General features: G+C 61.4%; 17 protein-coding genes. All 17 read left to right on the plus strand.

What is annotated here, in order from left to right:
* The first annotated feature begins 1 nt into the window (after position 1).
* The 17 genes from thrB (at position 2) to atpD (ending at position 17,475) form a co-directional block, all read left to right on the plus strand.
* Positions 2-976: a homoserine kinase gene (gene thrB / locus ACSSVG_RS18505; RefSeq protein WP_253468555.1), complete on the plus strand. Its 975-nt coding sequence runs from the start codon at positions 2-4 to the stop codon at positions 974-976.
* Positions 977-1,281: 305 nt separating this feature from the next.
* Entirely contained in the window at positions 1,282-3,501 is a 2,220-nt protein-coding gene (rho, locus tag ACSSVG_RS18510; protein ID WP_492415829.1) for a transcription termination factor Rho, read from the plus strand.
* 252 nt (positions 3,502-3,753) lie between these two features.
* Complete coding sequence (prfA, locus tag ACSSVG_RS18515) at positions 3,754-4,827, plus strand: peptide chain release factor 1 (RefSeq protein WP_014922181.1); 1,074 nt, start codon at positions 3,754-3,756, stop codon at positions 4,825-4,827.
* A gap of 32 nt (positions 4,828-4,859) precedes the next feature.
* Complete coding sequence (prmC, locus tag ACSSVG_RS18520; RefSeq protein ID WP_231343298.1) at positions 4,860-5,732, plus strand: peptide chain release factor N(5)-glutamine methyltransferase; 873 nt, start codon at positions 4,860-4,862, stop codon at positions 5,730-5,732.
* 12 nt (positions 5,733-5,744) lie between these two features.
* Complete coding sequence (locus ACSSVG_RS18525; protein ID WP_492415830.1) at positions 5,745-6,581, plus strand: L-threonylcarbamoyladenylate synthase; 837 nt, start codon at positions 5,745-5,747, stop codon at positions 6,579-6,581.
* Entirely contained in the window at positions 6,578-7,363 is a 786-nt protein-coding gene (locus tag ACSSVG_RS18530; protein ID WP_231343294.1) for a WecB/TagA/CpsF family glycosyltransferase, read from the plus strand. Before ACSSVG_RS18525 ends, ACSSVG_RS18530 begins: the two co-directional genes overlap by 4 nt.
* Positions 7,364-8,320 (plus strand): glycosyltransferase, encoded by a 957-nt coding sequence (locus ACSSVG_RS18535; RefSeq protein WP_253468551.1) that lies wholly within the window; start codon positions 7,364-7,366, stop codon positions 8,318-8,320.
* A 282-nt stretch (positions 8,321-8,602) separates the two neighbouring features.
* Complete coding sequence (locus tag ACSSVG_RS18540; RefSeq protein ID WP_231343291.1) at positions 8,603-9,715, plus strand: MraY family glycosyltransferase; 1,113 nt, start codon at positions 8,603-8,605, stop codon at positions 9,713-9,715.
* 119 nt (positions 9,716-9,834) lie between these two features.
* Positions 9,835-10,326 (plus strand): Cg1360 family ATP-synthase-associated protein, encoded by a 492-nt coding sequence (locus tag ACSSVG_RS18545; protein WP_492415831.1) that lies wholly within the window; start codon positions 9,835-9,837, stop codon positions 10,324-10,326.
* The gene (locus ACSSVG_RS18550) at positions 10,313-10,648 is read left to right on the plus strand and encodes a hypothetical protein (protein ID WP_231343289.1); all 336 of its coding nucleotides are present in this window, start codon (positions 10,313-10,315) and stop codon (positions 10,646-10,648) included. The genes ACSSVG_RS18545 and ACSSVG_RS18550 overlap by 14 nt, the downstream gene beginning before the upstream one ends.
* An 81-nt stretch (positions 10,649-10,729) precedes the next feature.
* Positions 10,730-11,530 carry a F0F1 ATP synthase subunit A gene (gene atpB, locus ACSSVG_RS18555; protein WP_017199729.1) on the plus strand — a complete coding sequence of 267 codons (801 nt, stop codon included), beginning with the start codon at positions 10,730-10,732 and terminating at the stop codon, positions 11,528-11,530.
* 77 nt (positions 11,531-11,607) lie between these two features.
* Positions 11,608-11,811: an ATP synthase F0 subunit C gene (atpE, locus tag ACSSVG_RS18560; RefSeq protein ID WP_009356484.1), complete on the plus strand. Its 204-nt coding sequence runs from the start codon at positions 11,608-11,610 to the stop codon at positions 11,809-11,811.
* A gap of 56 nt (positions 11,812-11,867) precedes the next feature.
* Positions 11,868-12,422, plus strand: coding sequence for a F0F1 ATP synthase subunit B (locus ACSSVG_RS18565; RefSeq protein ID WP_144649789.1), 555 nt, complete (start codon positions 11,868-11,870; stop codon positions 12,420-12,422).
* Positions 12,422-13,249, plus strand: a complete 828-nt coding sequence (locus ACSSVG_RS18570) for a F0F1 ATP synthase subunit delta (RefSeq protein WP_492415832.1) — start codon at positions 12,422-12,424, stop codon at positions 13,247-13,249. Before ACSSVG_RS18565 ends, ACSSVG_RS18570 begins: the two co-directional genes overlap by 1 nt.
* 85 nt (positions 13,250-13,334) lie before the next feature.
* On the plus strand, positions 13,335-14,972 hold the full coding sequence (gene atpA / locus ACSSVG_RS18575) for a F0F1 ATP synthase subunit alpha (protein WP_231343299.1): 1,638 nt from the start codon (positions 13,335-13,337) through the stop codon (positions 14,970-14,972).
* Between the two features lie 76 nt (positions 14,973-15,048).
* The gene (locus ACSSVG_RS18580) at positions 15,049-15,939 is read left to right on the plus strand and encodes a F0F1 ATP synthase subunit gamma (protein WP_011775258.1); all 891 of its coding nucleotides are present in this window, start codon (positions 15,049-15,051) and stop codon (positions 15,937-15,939) included.
* Positions 15,940-16,023: 84 nt separating this feature from the next.
* The gene (atpD, locus tag ACSSVG_RS18585; protein ID WP_231340926.1) at positions 16,024-17,475 is read left to right on the plus strand and encodes a F0F1 ATP synthase subunit beta; all 1,452 of its coding nucleotides are present in this window, start codon (positions 16,024-16,026) and stop codon (positions 17,473-17,475) included.

The following is a 17,475-nucleotide window of genomic DNA, read 5'->3' on the forward strand; positions in this document are numbered from 1 at the left end:
AGTGGAATCAACGCAGCCCACCGCGACCGATCGTGCACTCGTCGCGGCAGGCCAGCGGCTGACAGTCAAGGTCCCCGGTACGAGTGCCAACCTGGGCCCCGGCTACGACAGCCTCGGCTTGGCCCTGTCCATTTACGACACCTTGACTGTGGAAACGCTCAGCACCGGAGAGCTGGAGTTTGAGCTCTCCGGTGAGGGCGCCGATACCCTCCCACGCGATGCCAGCCATCTGGTGGTGCGTGCCATCGACCTCGCACTGGACCGCCTCGGCTACCAGCGTTCAGGCCTGAAAATCTCCGCAGACAACGTCAACCCGCACGGTCGGGGCCTCGGCTCTTCAGCGTCGGCCGTGGTTGCTGCCGTCACTGCCGCCAATGCGTTGGTGCCGGAGGAGTCACGGCAGGACCGTGACTGGATACTGCAGCTGACCAGCGAGCTCGAAGGCCATCCAGACAACGTCGCACCCGCGATTTTCGGCGGACTGGCGCTGTCCTGGCAGGACAGCGAGCAGTACAGCAGCACGCACGCCGACGTCGTTCCTTCGGTCATCCCGGTAGTAGCGGTGCCGGACTTCGAGTTGTCAACGGAAACAGCACGCGGTTTATTGCCGGCCTCCGTTGGCCATCACGCGGCAGCAATGAACTCTGGACGCGCGGCCCTACTGATTCACGCACTCACAGCGCAACCAGCTTTCCTGTTGCCTGCCACCGAGGACTACCTGCACCAGAGCTACCGTGCCCAGGCCATGCGACCGAGCGCCGACCTCATCGCAGCGCTTCGGTCCGCGGGCCATGCGGCCGTTGTTTCCGGTGCCGGTCCCACCGTGATGGTGCTCGCCAACGGGGAAACCGAAGCCGCGGCGGTTGCTGACTTCATTGGGTCCTACACGGCGGCCAACACACCCGACATTGGTTGGCGCGTGATGACGCTGGCTGTGGACGTTCAAGGTGCTAGAGTGGAAGTGCACCGCCGGTAAAGCCGCGGGCAGTTCCCTGATTTTGGATCTCGGTGGTTTCGCCGTACCTTTCGTCAACTGTGCCAACGTTGGTGGTGTCGTCTCTTTCCGGCCTGTCTCAGGTGCCGAGAATTCTCTCTGTTCCCTGAACTTTCAGCCGGCTGTCCGGGTCACCGGATTTAGTGATGACGATCAGTAACCGGCCCTGTTGGCCACAATCCATCAGGCACGGCCGAAATCACCGGCTGCAGATCTGAACTGCAGCCCAGAACAAATCATCGCGTCCAGCTCTCGCTCTGGACGCCGTCGAGGGGGAAGGATCCTTCGTGACAGAAACCACTGAGCTGGCTTCAGCTGTGGACACATCATCTTCTGCTGCTGAGCCGTCAACGGCAGCAACCACCAAGAGCAGCGGCCTTGCAGGCCTTAAGCTCGCCCAGCTTCAGGCTCTCGCGAGCCAGCTGGGCATCTCCGGGGGATCGCGTATGCGCAAGGGGGATTTGGTCACCGCCATTTCCGCCCACCGTGCCGGCACGTCCACTACCAAGGCACCGGCCAAGGCCACCGCCTCGGCCAAGGGCGCCACAACCGCGGCCAAGGAAGCCCCGGCAGCGGAGCCCAAGGCAGCTGTGGAGCCGAAAGCAAAAGCCGCCGACAACGGTTCCGTTGCTGATTCAGCGTCCGAGGCCCCGGCCCAGGAAGCTCCCCGCGGCCGTGGTCGTGGCCGCAGCCGCCGCGCTACCAGCGATGGTGTCGTAGCTGCTCCGGAAACAGCCGCAGCACCTGTTGAAACCGCGACTGCCCCGGTTGCTGAAGCTCCTGCATCGGCCGAAGCCGGCGAGTCCGGCACCGAGCGCCGCCAGCCGCGCACCCGCAACCGCCGTCGCGGCGAAGCTGCCGCAGCTCCTGCTGAGGCAGCAGAAGCACCGGCCGCGGAGCAGCGGGCTGAGCGCACCGAACAGCGTGAGCAGCGGGCTGAGCGCACCGAACAGCGTGAGCAGCGTGCTGAGCGCACCGAACAGCGTGAGCAGCGTGCTGAGCGCACCGAACAGCGTGAGCAGCGTGCTGAGCGCACCGAACAGCGTGAGCAGCGTGCTGAGCGCACCGAACAGCGTGAACAGGCCGATTCGGGCGACCAGCGCGAACGCCGCGACAACACCCGCGGACGCCGTGAAGACAACAACGACGGCGAGGACACCGGCAACCGCCGTAACCGACGCAACCGTCGCGACCGCAACGACCAGAACGACCGGAACGACCGTCGTGGGGGGCAGGACAGCCGGGACGGAAACACCCGCAGCGACCGCTTCCGTGACCGTAACGAGCGTCGTCGTGGCCGTGCGCAGGGACCGGACGTCGACGACGTCGAGGTTACCGAGGACGACGTCCTGCTTCCCGTAGCCGGCATTCTGGACGTCCTGGAGAACTACGCGTTCATCCGTACGTCCGGCTACCTTCCCGGTGCGAACGACGTTTACGTTTCCCTGGCTCAGGTCAAGAAGTACAACCTCCGCAAGGGCGACGCCGTGGTCGGTGCCATCCGTGCACCGCGTGATGGCGAAGACCGCAGCCAGCAGTCCGCACGCCAGAAGTTCAACGCACTGGTCCGTGTCACTTCCGTCAACGGCAAGACGCCGGAGGAACTCAAGGACCGCGTCGAGTTCGCCAAGCTTGTGCCGCTGTACCCGTCCGAGCGCCTGCGCCTCGAGACGGACCCCAAGAAGATCGGTCCGCGTGTCATCGACCTCGTGGCTCCGATCGGCAAGGGCCAGCGTGGCCTGATCGTCTCGCCGCCGAAGGCCGGTAAGACGCTCATCCTGCAGTCCATCGCGAACGCAATCACCACCAACAACCCTGAGGTCCACCTCATGATGGTGCTGGTTGACGAACGTCCCGAAGAAGTCACGGACATGCAGCGCACCGTCAAGGGTGAGGTCATCGCCTCCACCTTCGACCGTCCCGCCGACGACCACACCACGGTTGCCGAACTTTCCATCGAACGCGCCAAGCGCCTCGTGGAAATGGGGATGGACGTGGTGGTCCTCCTGGACTCCATGACGCGTCTGGGCCGCGCCTACAACCTGGCAGCACCGGCTTCCGGCCGCATTCTGTCCGGTGGCGTGGACTCCGCGGCCCTTTACCCGCCCAAGCGGTTCTTTGGTGCAGCCCGCAACATCGAAAACGGTGGCTCGCTCACCATCCTGGCAACGGCTCTCGTTGAGACCGGCTCCAAGATGGACGAAGTCATTTTCGAAGAGTTCAAGGGCACCGGCAACATGGAGCTCCGCCTGTCCCGCCAGCTGGCAGACAAGCGCATCTTCCCGGCCGTGGACGTCAACGCGTCCGGTACGCGCCGTGAAGAGAACCTGCTCTCGCCTGAAGAAGTCAAGATCATGTGGAAGCTGCGCCGCGTCCTTTCCGGCCTGGAGCAGCAGCAGAGCCTTGAGCTGCTGACCAACAAGATCCGGGAGACGCAAAGCAACGTCGAGTTCCTCATGCAGGTACAGAAGACGACGCTCGGAGCGAAGTCGGACAACGACAAATAGCTGTGCTGTAACCGCTCAAAATATGCCGGCCCCGCCCCTACGCCGGGTAGCTTCCGATCTGCGATCGGAAGCTACCCGGCTCCGGCAGGCCCGAAGCCACTCCCTGGCCGGCATATTTTGAGCGGTCTTTGTTTAAGGAATCCTTGGCCCGACACCACGTGAGGTCAGAAACGGCCCAGTGGGCCCCAGATGGGCTGTGCGTGACCCCACGATGCAGTTATTAGACTTGTAGAAGTCGAAAGAGGTTTGAAAATGTTTGAGTCCGTACAGGGATTGCTTGATGAGCATGCTGCTATCCAGGCGCAGTTGAGCGATCCTGCTGTTTATGCCGATCAGTCTGCGGCCCGGAAGTTGGGGCGGCGGTCTGCTCAGCTTCAGGGCATTGTGGAGGCGTACAACAAGTGGCGCGGGCTCAATGACGATCTGGAAGCTGCCAAGGAAATGGCTGATGAGGATCCCGAATTTGCCGCAGAAGTTGTTCAGTTGGAGGAACAGATTCCTGCGGCGCAGGAGCGCTTGCGCCGTTTGCTGATCCCGCGTGATCCGGACGATGCCCGCAACGTCATCCTTGAAGTCAAGGGTGGCGAAGGTGGCGACGAAGCTGCTTTGTTCGCTGGCGACCTTCTTCGGATGTACATGCGTTACGCCGAATCGCGTGGCTGGAAGACGGAAATGATCTCGGCCACCGAATCCGATCTTGGTGGCTACAAGGACGTTGCCGTGGCTATTAAGGGCAACTCCAACGATCCCGCGCAGGGCGTCTTCGCGCGGTTGAAGTTCGAAGGTGGCGTGCACCGTGTGCAGCGTGTTCCCGTGACGGAATCCCAGGGACGGATCCACACGTCGGCTGCCGGCGTGCTGGTGCTTCCCGAAGTGGACGAGCCCGAAGAACTTGAGATCAACCAGAATGACCTCAAGATCGACGTCTACCGTTCATCAGGTCCGGGTGGCCAGTCCGTGAACACCACCGACTCCGCAGTCCGTATCACCCACTTGCCTACAGGCATCGTGGTGGCCATGCAGAACGAAAAGTCGCAGCTGCAGAACCGCGAAGCCGGCATGCGCGTGCTCCGTGCCCGCCTCCTGGCCCACCAGCAGGAACAAATCGACGCCGCCAACTCGGAACAGCGCAAGTCGCAGATCCGAACCATGGACCGTTCGGAGCGTATCCGCACGTACAACTTCCCGGAAAACCGTATTGCGGACCACCGCACCGGTTATAAGGCCTACAACCTTGACGCCGTCATGAACGGCGACCTTGAGCCCGTCATCCAATCGGCGATTGAGGCGGACGAGCAGGCGCGCTTGGACGCCATCGGCGAATAGCTCCTGCCTCCTACCATCAGCAGAGTAGATCCATGACGTTTTACCAAGGCCAGAGCCTCGCGGACGCTGTTCGCGAGGCTGCTGCCGTTCTCGCCGACGCCGGCGTCCCCACACCGCGCGTGGACGCGGAATTGCTCGCCGATCACTTGCTGGGGGTGGGGCTCGGACGCCTGCGGGCCATGCTGTTGGGTGATGCTCCCGCACCTGAAGGGTACGAAGAGCTCGTCCAGGAGAGGGCGGGCCGCGTCCCCCTCCAGCACATCACCGGCGTCGCATATTTCCGCTACTTGGAATTGCGCGTGGGTCCGGGCGTCTTCATACCCCGCCCGGAAACCGAATCGGTGGTCCAACTGGTCATTGACCACGTGGCAGGAATAACGAACCCCAAAGTGGTGGACCTCGGCACCGGATCAGGTGCCATCGCCGGCTCGATCGCCCATGAGGTGCCGGGGGCAGAAGTCCACGCTGTGGAATTCAGTACTTTTGCGCATGCCTGGGCTGCGAAGAACCTTGAGCCACTCGGCGTCGTCCTCATTCAGGGCGACCTCCGGGATGCGCTGCCCGAACACAACGGAACCTTCGACGTCGTCGTATCCAACCCGCCATATATCCCGGCAGAAGCGATACCCACAGAACCGGAAGTCGCGCTCCACGATCCTCCCGAAGCACTGTACGGTGGGGGAGCGGACGGCATGGAACTCCCGACGGCGGCAGCTGCTTCCGCCGCCCGGCTTCTGAAGCCTGGCGGCTACTTCGTGATGGAACACGCAGAAGTCCAAGCCGGCTGGATCGCCGGGATGCTGCGACGCACGGGACGTTGGAACGACGTCACCACGCATTTCGACCTGAACGGTAAGGAACGTGCCACCAGCGCGATGCTGGCAAGCACCGCCCTTGATGAGTGAAAGAATAGCGCTGTGACCACAACCTACAACTGCACTTCCGATGACCAACGGGCTGAAGGACTTCAGCACGCACAGCGTGCCATCAGTGAAAAGAAGTGCATCGTGCTGCCGACGGACACTGTGTACGGCATTGCCGCCGACGCCTTCTCTCCCTTGGCTGTGACCATGTTGCTGGCCTCCAAGGGCCGCAGCCGGCAGATGCCTCCTCCGGTCCTGATTCCCAGAATCAATGCCTTGGACGGCCTGGCCACCGACGTGCCGGCCGATGCCCGGGCGCTGGCGCAGGCATTTTGGCCCGGCGGGTTGACTCTGATCCTTCATGCCCAGCCTTCCCTGGATTGGGATCTGGGCGATACCAAGGGCACCGTTGCACTCCGTATGCCGGACGACGAGATTGCTTTGGAGCTCCTCGGGCTCACGGGGCCGCTGGCCGTATCGTCGGCCAACCGCACAGGTCAGGAAGCAGCGCAGACCGCTTCGGAAGCGCGCATGCAACTGGCGGAGTCCGTTGAGGTCTACCTGGAGGGTGGATTCCGGCCGGTGGAGGGCACCGCCGCTCTGCCGTCCACGATTGTGGACGCAACTGCTGCCCCGTTCCGTGTAGTGCGCCAAGGAGCCATCTCGCTGGAGAGCCTCCGCAGCATCGTTCCGACAATCCTCGGCTTTGGCGAGACCGTGCCCGTAGAGACGCCGGCTCCAGCAGATGAGGTCGCCCTCGAAGAGGATGCTGGTGCAGAAACGGCTGAAGTGACCGAAGCCGCCGTCGTCGAGGAATCGACGCCGGAGGGTGAGTCGACCCCTGACGACCATGTGGAACCGCAGGCTGCACGAGAAGCCAAGCCCGAATGATTCCGGACCGCCAGCGCGTCCCCGTCCTTGACGTCGACGCTACTCCGTTGCGCGTCGACGAACTTATTGATGCGATGGGCGGACTCATTGCTGCCGGGACCACGAGCACTGTGCTCGGACATAACCTGCACAGCATCACGTTGTTTCATTCATGTCCCGACGTTCGGGCACTCTATGAGGAAAGCTCGATAGTCCTCTTGGACGGAGCCCCGGCGACACTGTTATGGGGACTTGCTCGCAAACGGCAGCTTCCGCCCCTGGGCGAAGGAGCCATGGCCTACCGTTTGGGTTCCATGGACTGGATCCCGGAACTCGGCAAGGTTCCCGGGCTGCACCGGGTTGCTGTCATCGGTGCCGGACGTGAGGCCAATACCGAAGCGGTCGTCCGCCTGCGCTCCATCCTTCCCGGAGCCACAGTAGACGGCATGCCCGGCGAAGGCTGGGACGATGCGCTTGAAGATGCCGTGGTTGGCTGGCTCAGCACGTTCCGGCCCCAGCTGGTGTTGCTTGGGCTGGGCATGCCGCTTCAGGAACACGTCTTGAACCGCCGTCTTGGGCAACTGCCGCCTGCTACTTATTGCGCCGTTGGCGGGGCCATCGAGCAAGTCGCGGGTATCCAGAAGCTGGCTCCGCGCTGGCTTGGACGTTTAGGGCTTGAATGGGCGTGGCGCTTGGTCCTTCATCCGGGCCGGGTTGCGTACAGAGTTTTCGTTGAACCTTGGAAGCTGGCCGGCCTGCTGATTCGGCGCCGTTTTCAATCACCCAAGACCAAAGGCAAGTAAATGACATCCCAAGCTGTCGTGGTCGCTGTCGTGGTGACCTATAACCGGCATGAGCTCCTCCAAACCACATTGGCGGGCATCGCCTCCGGCACCCGGGTGCCGGACGCCGTCGTCGTCGTGGACAACGCTTCCACGGACGGAACCGCAGAATTCCTGCAGGGCTACCAAGGGCCGCTGACCACCGACGTGGTGACGCTGAATACCAACGTGGGCGGCGCCGGTGGATTTGTGGTTGGCATGGAGCGGGCCCTACTGGACCACGGTGCGGACCACGTCTGGATCATGGACGATGACACGGAACCCCAATCGGGGGCGCTGGGCGAAGCGTTGGACGTTTCCAACGCCTACCTGCAGGAAACCGGAGATGTTCCGGCGTTCATCGCGAGCCGCGTCGTGTGGACCGATGGCCGGGACCACCCCATGAACCGCATGCGGCCCCGGATGGGTGCCACCGAAGAAGCACGCAACGCTGCAGCGCGGGTTGGTGCCACGCAGATCCGCAGTGCTTCGTTCGTGTCGGTTCTGATCCGTGCCGAAGAGATCCGGAAGTACGGCCTGCCCATTGCGGACTACTTCATTTGGAATGACGACCTCGAGTACACCGCCCGGGTCTCGCGCCGGGGGACGGCCCTGAGTACCGACGCATCGGTGGCGAACCATCACACCAAAGTATTTGGTGACGCGGGCGCGGATCCCGGACCGCGCTTTTACTACGAAGTGCGGAACAAGCTCTGGGTGTACACCCGTTCCAGCGCACTTGCACCGTGGGAGAAGATACTCTTTACCGGCGCCTCATTGCGTAACTGGACCCGCACCATCGCGGCATCGTCCAACCGCAAAGTGCTGATTGACGGGCTCTTCAAGGGCCTGCGCCACAGTTTGAAGGCGCCGCGTTCCAACGAGAAGGTGCTTGAGGGAATCTACCCATTGCGGAACGTCAAAGAGCCGGTGAGCTGACAACTTCGCAGCTTAGGCCCTGCTCAACAGGCGGGGGCTTTGCGGCTGCGTCACAGGGTGGTCACGGCCGTTGGCATTAGTATCGTGACTAGAGTCCACAGAAATCCCGCAACATTCGGCACAGCCGGTGCAGGCATGGCGACGGAGTAGTTCCATTTATCCAAAGACAGAATTCCACCCCTCAAGGTGCCCGGAAACCACCGGCTTACACGCGACGCGCCGGCTGCGTCCGCTGGTCACCGTTTCCGGAACAGCGGGCGGGCCGCTCCCGGGAGCCGCATCATGATCATGTATCTGCTGATGGCACTCACGGCTGCCGTGGTGTCCTACGCGGGAACGTGGGGTGCCCGCGTCGCCGGAAACAAACTGCGCCTGTACCGTCCGATCCGCAGCAGGGACATGCATTCGGCACTGATTTCCAAACTCGGGGGATTGGGCATCTTTACCGGCTTCTTCGTGGCTTTGGTGGTTGCCAGCAACTCTTTCTTCGTCAAGGACATCTTCAGGCACAACGATGCTCCGTGGGGGATCCTGGCCGGCGCAGTAGTGATTGTCGCCGTTGGAGTGGCCGACGACATCCTGGACATCCGATGGTGGATCAAGCTGTTGGGACAAGGCGCGGCTGCTTTCATCGTCGCAATTTGGGGCGTGCGGATGTCGGTGGTCCCGTTCATCCCGGAACCGATATTCCTTGAGTCTGAAGTCCTTCAGATTGTGCTCACGGCTGGTCTGATTGTCACCACCATGAACGCAGTCAACTTCATTGACGGCCTGGATGGGCTGGCAGCGGGAGTCGCCATCATTGGTGGCGGGGCCTTCTTCCTTACGGCGTACTGGGTTCACCGGAACAACCCGTCCACCGACAACTCAGACCTCGCAACACTCCTCATGGCCATCCTGGTGGGAAGCTGCATCGGGTTCCTGCCGCACAACTGGTTCCCCGCCAAAATCTTCATGGGCGACTCCGGGGCCATGCTTATTGGCTTGCTCATGGCTTCCGCCGGTGTGGTGGCTACGGGGCAAATTGGTTCCGGCCTCTACGACCGCGCCAACGGTATTCCTACGATCGTTCCGATTTTGCTGCCGTTCGCCGTCCTGTCCCTGCCCCTTCTCGATCTGGGGATGGCAGTTGTCAGACGGACAGCCAGGGGCCAATCACCGTGGTCCGCTGACCGCGGGCACCTCCACCACAAGCTGGTGGACCTTGGCTACTCGCACCGCACCGCCGTCGTCATGCTGTACGTCTGGACGTGCATCCTGGCTTTCGGCGGTGTCGCCTTCGCTGTTTTCCCGTGGCAAATTGTGCTCATCGTGATCATCGCCGCAGCGCTCATCATGGCCGCCGTGACGGCGTGGCCCTACTTCACCCGGAACTCGACTCGGCAGGGGGAGTAGATGTGACGGCTGGTTATCGTCACAGTTCTATCTCATGTAGAATTCTTTCTGCGGACAGTCACTCGCCCGTAACCCCACTTTGAGAATATGGCACCTGTGCCACGAGGATTGGTATCCCCATGACATCCAACGCCGAAACCGGACGCCCGTCCGGTAAACGTGGTGTTGGAGTCTCCGGAGAGACGTCGAACCTCTGGCTGCGGTTGCTTCTTCTGAGCGCCTCGGCTGCAGCCGCGGCCACTGCAGTCACCTGCGTGATCGCGGCCGTGTTGAACGGCGGTCAGGGCGCGCTCTCAGCAGCGTTCGGTGCCGCGCTGGTCATGCTCTTCTTTGGCATCAGCCTTTTGATAGGCCACTATGTGGGCCGCAACAACCCTTCCGGTGCTGTTGGCCTCTTTGTTGCTACATATTTCATCAAAGTGGTCGGCTTCGCCGTAGTACTGTTTGTGCTCGGTGCGCCGGATTGGCTCCACCACCGCTGGTTCCTGATTGGCGCCGTGGTCACCGTTGTCTTCTGGCAGGCAGCAGAAATCTATGGTTTCAGCAAGGCCCGCCTCCAGATCTATAACGATCCTGAAGATCAGAAGGGTGGCCCGGATGTCTCCGCGTAAGCGATATTCACGCCCGGCCGCACAAGCCCAGCAACCTGGAAAAGCCAGTGAGACCGCGGAAGCCGGAAACGACGGCGGATACAACGCCGGCATCGCCGTCTTCAGCTACATCGTTGGCGGGATCATTGTCTGGAGTTTGATAGGCTGGGGTCTGGATAATCTGTGGGGGACCCGCTGGATTGTGCTCCTTGGCGCTCTGCTGGGAGCCGCAGGAGGGTTCTATCTTTCCCATATGCACGGCCTCACCAGGCAAAGCTCCTCTTCTGGCGAGAGCAACGCAGACAGCGGTCCGTCCACGGACGGGGACAGTAATGCCAAATAATTTCACATGGAACACGGATGCGTCCAACGCGACCGGATTCCAACCAATGCCCAATGATGGACACAGCAGAGAGGAAACGCGTTGATCGCGCTTGCGCTCCCCGCCCAGGATTCGGGGTCATTCACCCCACCCGGAATCGACGAAATGCACCTGCCGGCAATCCTGCCTTGGGGTGCGCACGACGGATTCTCCAAGCAGATGCTGCTGGTAATCCTTTCGGTCGTCATTATCGCTACATTCTTCATCCTCGCTGCACGTAAGCAGCAGCTGGTTCCCGGCAAGCTGCAGTTCGCAGGCGAGATGGCCTACGGCTTCGTCCGCAACAGCATCGCCAAGGACATCATCGGCGGCAAGGACTTCATCAAGTACGTCCCGCTGCTGTTCAGCTTGTTCTTCTTTATTCTGGTGAACAACATCTACGGCGCGATTCCCGTTATTCAGCTCCCGAGCTTCTCGCACGTCGGTGGAGCTTATGTGCTGGCCGGCATCGTGTACTTCACCTGGATCATCATCGGCATCAAGAAGAACGGCCTGAAGTACTTCAAGCTTGCCACCGTTCCTTCAGGTGTTCCGTGGTACATCCTCCCGATCGTGGTACCGATCGAAATCATCTCCAACTTCCTGGTCCGCCCCGTCACGCACAGCCTCCGTCTGTTCGCGACCATGTTGGCCGGCCACTTGATCGTCATGCTCGCCGGTTCCGGCATCGAGTACTTGGTCATGCAGGAAAACGTCCTCTTGAAGGGCACCTCGGTTCTGGTCCTCGTCGGCGCTATCGCCATGTACATGCTCGAGGCGCTGATCATGGCCCTGCAGGCCTACGTGTTCACCTTGCTGACCGCGATCTACATCGAAGGCGCCCTGCACGCCGACAGCCACTAGGCACAAAATCTTCCCCTGATGGGGATTGAAGTAAACCAAACAACCTGCCACATGGGTGGCATCTTGAAAGGAAAAAAATGGAAGGCAATCTCAACCTCGTAGGTTACGGTCTGTCCGCAATCGGCGGTGGTATCGGTGTGGGTCTCGTATTCGCGGCTTACATCAACGGTGTTGCTCGTCAGCCGGAAGCTCAGCGCGTGCTGCAGCCGATCGCGTTCCTTGGTCTGGCACTGACCGAAGCTCTCGCCATCCTCGGACTCGTCTTCGCGTTCGTTCTCTAGTCTTCGGATTTAGAACGAAGCGAATTCCGCAACCGAGTAGATAGGACGGGTGAAATATGAATCAGCTGATCATCTCAGCCGCCACTGAAGGCGAGGCCGCCAACCCTCTCGTTCCCAATGTCTGGGAAATGGGCGTCGTCCTCGTCGGCTTTGCGGTCCTCCTGTACATCGTGGTCAAGTTCATTGTCCCGATGTTCGAGAAGACCTTCGCAGAGCGCGCCGAAGCAATTGAAGGTGGCATTGCAAAGGCCGAAGCGGCCCAGGCGGAAGCTTCTGCAGCTCTTGAAGAGTACAAGCAGCAGCTCACCGACGCCCGCGCCGAAGCCAACCGCATCCGCGAAGAAGCACGCGCCGAAGGCGCCCAGATCCTCGCGGACCTGAAGGCCAAGGCAGCTGCAGAGTCCGCTCGGATCACCGAGCAGGCGCACGCTGCCATCGAATCGGAGCGCCAGGCAGCTGTTGTCTCGCTTCGTTCCGAGGTAGGCACCCTGGCCACCACGCTGGCCGGCCGCATCGTTGGTGAAGCACTCACTGACGATCAGCGCGCCGCACGCGTTGTGGACCGCTTCCTTGCAGATCTGGAGACCCAGAGCGCAGGTGCAGCTAAGTAATGGCAGGTATATCGAGCGAATCGCTGACCACAGCACTGGCGCAGTTGGAAGCCAAGCTTCCTTTCGCCTCGCTGCAGTTGGCTAAGGACCTCTTCGGAATCCTGGGAACGGTGGACAGCTCGGCTGGCTTGCGCCGCGCCCTGACTGACCCGTCCCGTAGTGGAGACGAAAAGTCGGCGCTGGTCAAGCAGCTCGTTGGCGGAAAAGTCTCCGCTGATGCTGCTGAAATTGCGGGCGGACTGGCCAGCTCACGCTGGGCATCGGCACGCGATATCGGCGATGCACTCGAGACGCTTGCCGCCACGGTTGTCATTGCCGTAGCTGAAAACAAGTCGGCCGTTTCTGCCTCCGGTATCACGGGGCTGGAAGAGCTGGAAAACGATCTGTTTGCCTTCAACCAGGTCGTCGCCTCCAGCCACGAAGTACAACGTGCTCTGTCTGAGCCGCAGGGATCCCCTGCGGCAAAGATTGCACTGGCCGAGAAGCTTGTTCCTGGCAGCAGCGAGGAAGCAAAGGTTCTCATCAGCCAGGCAGTTACACAGCCGCGCGGTGTCAAGCCGAGCAAGCTCGTCGAGTCCTTCGCCAAGCTTGCAGCCAAGCGTCAGCAGCGCTGGATTGCAACTGTCAGCGTTACCCGTCCGTTGACGGAAACGCAGGCCAGCCGTCTGCAGGCCGGGCTTGATGCCCTGTATGGCCGCGAACTGAAGGTCAACCTCAACGTTGACCCCGCCCTGATCGGTGGAATCCGTGTCCAGGTGGGTGACGAAGTGCTTGACGCTTCGGTTGTCGCCCGCTTGAGCGAACTCCGCCGTCAGCTCGCTGGCTAGCGAAGACAAAGCACAACTTAACTGATATAAAACCCGGTCATCGTGAGCAACGATGATCACGAAAACAGGAGAGCAGGGACTGCAGATGGCCGAATTGACCATCAACGCCGACGACGTCCGTAATGCGTTGAACGAGTTCGCGGCGTCCTACGAACCCGGTAACGCAGAGCGCGTAGAGGTTGGTCGTGTGACCACCGCAAGTGACGGCATCGCCCGTGTTGAGGGTCTTCCCTCGGTCATGGCGAACGAGCTGCTTCGCTTCGAAGATGGCACGCTGGGCCTGGCCCAGAACCTTGACGTCCGCGAGATCGGTGTCATTATCCTCGGTGACTTCACCGGCATCGAAGAAGGCCAGGAAGTTCACCGTACCGGTGAGATCCTGTCCGTTCCGGTTGGCGACGCCTTCCTGGGTCGCGTTGTTGACCCGCTGGGCCAGCCGATCGACGACCTCGGCGAAATCAAGGCCGAGGGCACCCGCGCACTGGAACTCCAGGCTCCGGGCGTTACCGAACGCAAGTCAGTTCACGAACCGATGCAGACCGGCCTCAAGGCTATCGACGCCATGATCCCGATCGGCCGTGGCCAGCGTCAGCTGATCATTGGTGACCGCCAGACCGGTAAGACCGCAATTGCCGTGGACACCATCATCAACCAGAAGGCCAACTGGGCTTCGGGCGATGTCAAGAAGCAGGTTCGCTGCGTCTACGTCGGTGTTGGCCAGAAGGCTTCCACCATCGCGGCCGTCCGTCAGACCCTTGAGGACCACGGCGCACTGGAGTACACCACCATTGTGGCGTCCCCGGCATCCGACCCCGCTGGCTTCAAGTACCTGGCACCGTACGCAGGCTCGGCCATTGGCCAGCACTGGATGTACGGCGGCAAGCACGTTCTGGTGATCTTCGACGACCTGTCCAAGCAGGCCGAAGCTTACCGCGCCGTGTCCCTGCTCCTTCGCCGTCCGCCGGGACGCGAAGCTTACCCGGGCGATGTCTTCTACTTGCACTCCCGCTTGCTGGAGCGTTGTGCCAAGCTCTCCGACGAGCTCGGTGCAGGTTCGATGACCGGTCTTCCGATCGTCGAAACCAAGGCAAACGACGTCTCTGCCTACATCCCGACCAACGTGATCTCCATTACCGATGGCCAGATCTTCCTCCAGTCGGACCTCTTCAACGCCAACCAGCGTCCTGCTGTTGACGTTGGTGTGTCCGTGTCCCGCGTTGGTGGCGCTGCACAGGTCAAGTCCATGAAGAAGGTCTCCGGTACTTTGAAGCTGGACCTGGCCCAGTACCGCGACATGCAGGCATTCGCCATGTTCGCCTCTGACCTTGACGCTGCTTCCCGCCAGCAGCTGACCCGTGGCGCACGCCTGATGGAACTGCTGAAGCAGGGCCAGTACTCACCGTTCCCGGTTGAGAACCAGGTTGTGTCCATCTGGGCCGGCACCAACGGTTACTTGGACGACGTTCCGGTTGAGGACATCAGCCGCTTCGAGTCCGAGTTCCTGGAGCACCTCACGCACAAGTCCTCCATCCTGACCACGCTGGCTCAGACCAACGTCCTGGATGACGACACCGCTGCAGCCTTGAAGGAAGCGATCATTTCCTTCAAGAAGGGCTTCTTCGGCGAAGGCGACAACCACTTGGTTGGCGCCGGCCACGAAGAGCACGCAGCGATCTCCGGCGGCGACGTCGACCAGGAAAAGATCGTCAAGCAGAAGCGCTAGTTTCGATGATCTGCCCTGCCGGGGTCCGCAAGGACCCCGGCAGGGCAGCACATCGGGAACTTAGGAAAGGATAAGTATGGGAGCCCAGATTCGGGTCTACCGTCAGAAGATCAGCTCGACGACGTCGATGCGCAAGATCTTCAAGGCGATGGAACTGATCGCTACCTCGCGCATCGGTAAGGCCCGCGCCCGCGTAGCAGCTTCACTGCCCTACGCGAACGCGATTACCCGCGCCGTTTCTGCTGTCGCAACTCAGAGCGAAATCGACCACCCGCTGACCACCGAGCCGGAGCAGATCCGCCGCGCCGCAGTCCTGATCATTACATCGGACCGTGGCCTTGCAGGATCGTACTCCGCGAGCGTGCTTAAGCAGGCTGAAGGTCTCACCGAGCTTCTTCACGCAGAAGGCAAGGAAGTCAAGGCGTACCTGGTTGGCCGCAAGGCGCAGGCGTACTTCGATTTCCGCAACCGGTCATACGCCCGCGTATGGACCGGCGGCACGGACGCACCGGAATTCGAAACCGCGCAGGAAGTCGGAGCTGCACTTCTTGAAGACTTCTCCACTGACTTCGAAGAGGGTGGCGTGGATGAAATCCACGTTGTTTACACCCGCTTCAAGTCCATGGTGACGCAGGAGCCCACGGTCATCCGTTTGCTCCCGCTGGAGGTCGTCGAAGAGGAAGCAGCCTCGGAATCCGAGCTGTTGCCGTTGTACGAGTTTGAACCGGAAACAGAGCAGGTGCTCGACGCACTGCTTCCGCGTTACATCGAGTCCCGCATCTTCGCAGCCATGCTGCAGGCCGCTGCTTCCGAGCTCGCAGCCCGCCAGCGTGCCATGAAGTCGGCCGGTGACAACGCTACGGATTTGATCAAGAAGTACACGCGCCTTCGCAACACGGCCCGCCAGGCCGAGATTACGCAGGAGCTTTCCGAAATCGTTGCCGGCGCCGACGCCCTCGCGTCCTAGCCTGCATCGGATTCGGCTCGAAGCCGCACCTGCAACAAACAGATAAACTTAACCCCACGCCATCTACTGAGTGAAGTGAGAGAGATGACTGCCACTGCTACCGAACACGTAGCAACGGCCGGTGCCACCGGCCGCATTGCCCGTGTTATTGGTCCGGTTGTCGACGTCGAATTCCCGGCTGACGCAATCCCCTCGATTTACAACGCTCTGACCACTGAGATCACTCTCAACGGCCAGACGAAGACCATCACGTTCGAGACCTCCCAGCACCTGGGTGACAACCTCGTTCGCGCCATCTCCCTGCAGGCAACCGACGGCCTCGTCCGCGGTACCACCGTGCAGGACTCCGGCGCTCCGATCTCCGTGCCCGTCGGCGACGGCGTCAAGGGCCACATCTTCAACGTCCTCGGCAAGCCGCTGGATGTTGACGAGTCGGAGATCAAGGCTGACGCCTACTGGCCGATCCACCGCAAGGCTCCGGCCTTCGCTTCGCTCGAGGGCTCCACGGAGATGCTCGAGACCGGCATCAAGGTCATCGACCTTCTCACCCCGTACATCAAGGGTGGAAAGATCGGCCTGTTCGGCGGCGCCGGCGTTGGCAAGACCGTTCTGATCCAGGAAATGATCACCCGTGTTGCCCGCAACTTCGGTGGTACTTCCGTATTCGCCGGTGTTGGCGAGCGTACCCGTGAGGGCAACGACCTCTGGGTTGAAATGGAAGAGGCCGGCGTTCTCAAGGACACCGCCCTTGTCTTCGGCCAGATGGATGAGCCGCCGGGAACGCGTCTGCGCGTGGCCCTGTCCGCTCTGACCATGGCGGAGTACTTCCGCGATGTCCAGAACCAGGACGTGTTGCTCTTCATCGACAACATCTTCCGCTTCACGCAGGCAGGCTCGGAGGTTTCCACGCTGCTCGGCCGTATGCCGTCCGCTGTGGGTTACCAGCCGAACCTTGCTGACGAGATGGGTCTGCTCCAGGAGCGCATCACCTCCACCAAGGGTCACTCCATCACGTCGATGCAGGCCATCTACGTGCCGGCTGATGACTACACCGACCCGGCTCCGGCAACGACCTTCGCACACCTCGACGCGACCACGGAACTTTCCCGTGAAATCGCATCCCGTGGTCTGTACCCGGCCGTTGACCCGCTGACGTCGACCTCCCGTATTCTGGATCCCCAGTACATCGGCAAGGACCACTACAACACGGCTGTCCGTGTTAAGCAGATCCTGCAGAAGAACAAGGAACTCCAGGACATCATCGCCATCCTCGGTGTTGACGAACTTTCTGAAGAGGACAAGATCGTCGTGTCGCGTGCACGCCGCATCCAGCAGTTCCTCTCGCAGAACACCTACACCGCCAAGCAGTTCACCGGCGTAGAGGGCTCCACCGTCTCCATCAAGGACACGGTTGAAGGCTTCACGGCCATCTGCGACGGCGAGCTGGACCACATCGCAGAGCAGGCGTTCTTCAACGTCGGCGGCCTGGATGACGTCGAGCGTAACTGGGCCAAGATCCAGGAACAGACCAAGTAG

The sequence above is a fragment of the Paenarthrobacter sp. E2MeOHC11 genome (assembly GCF_058744955.1).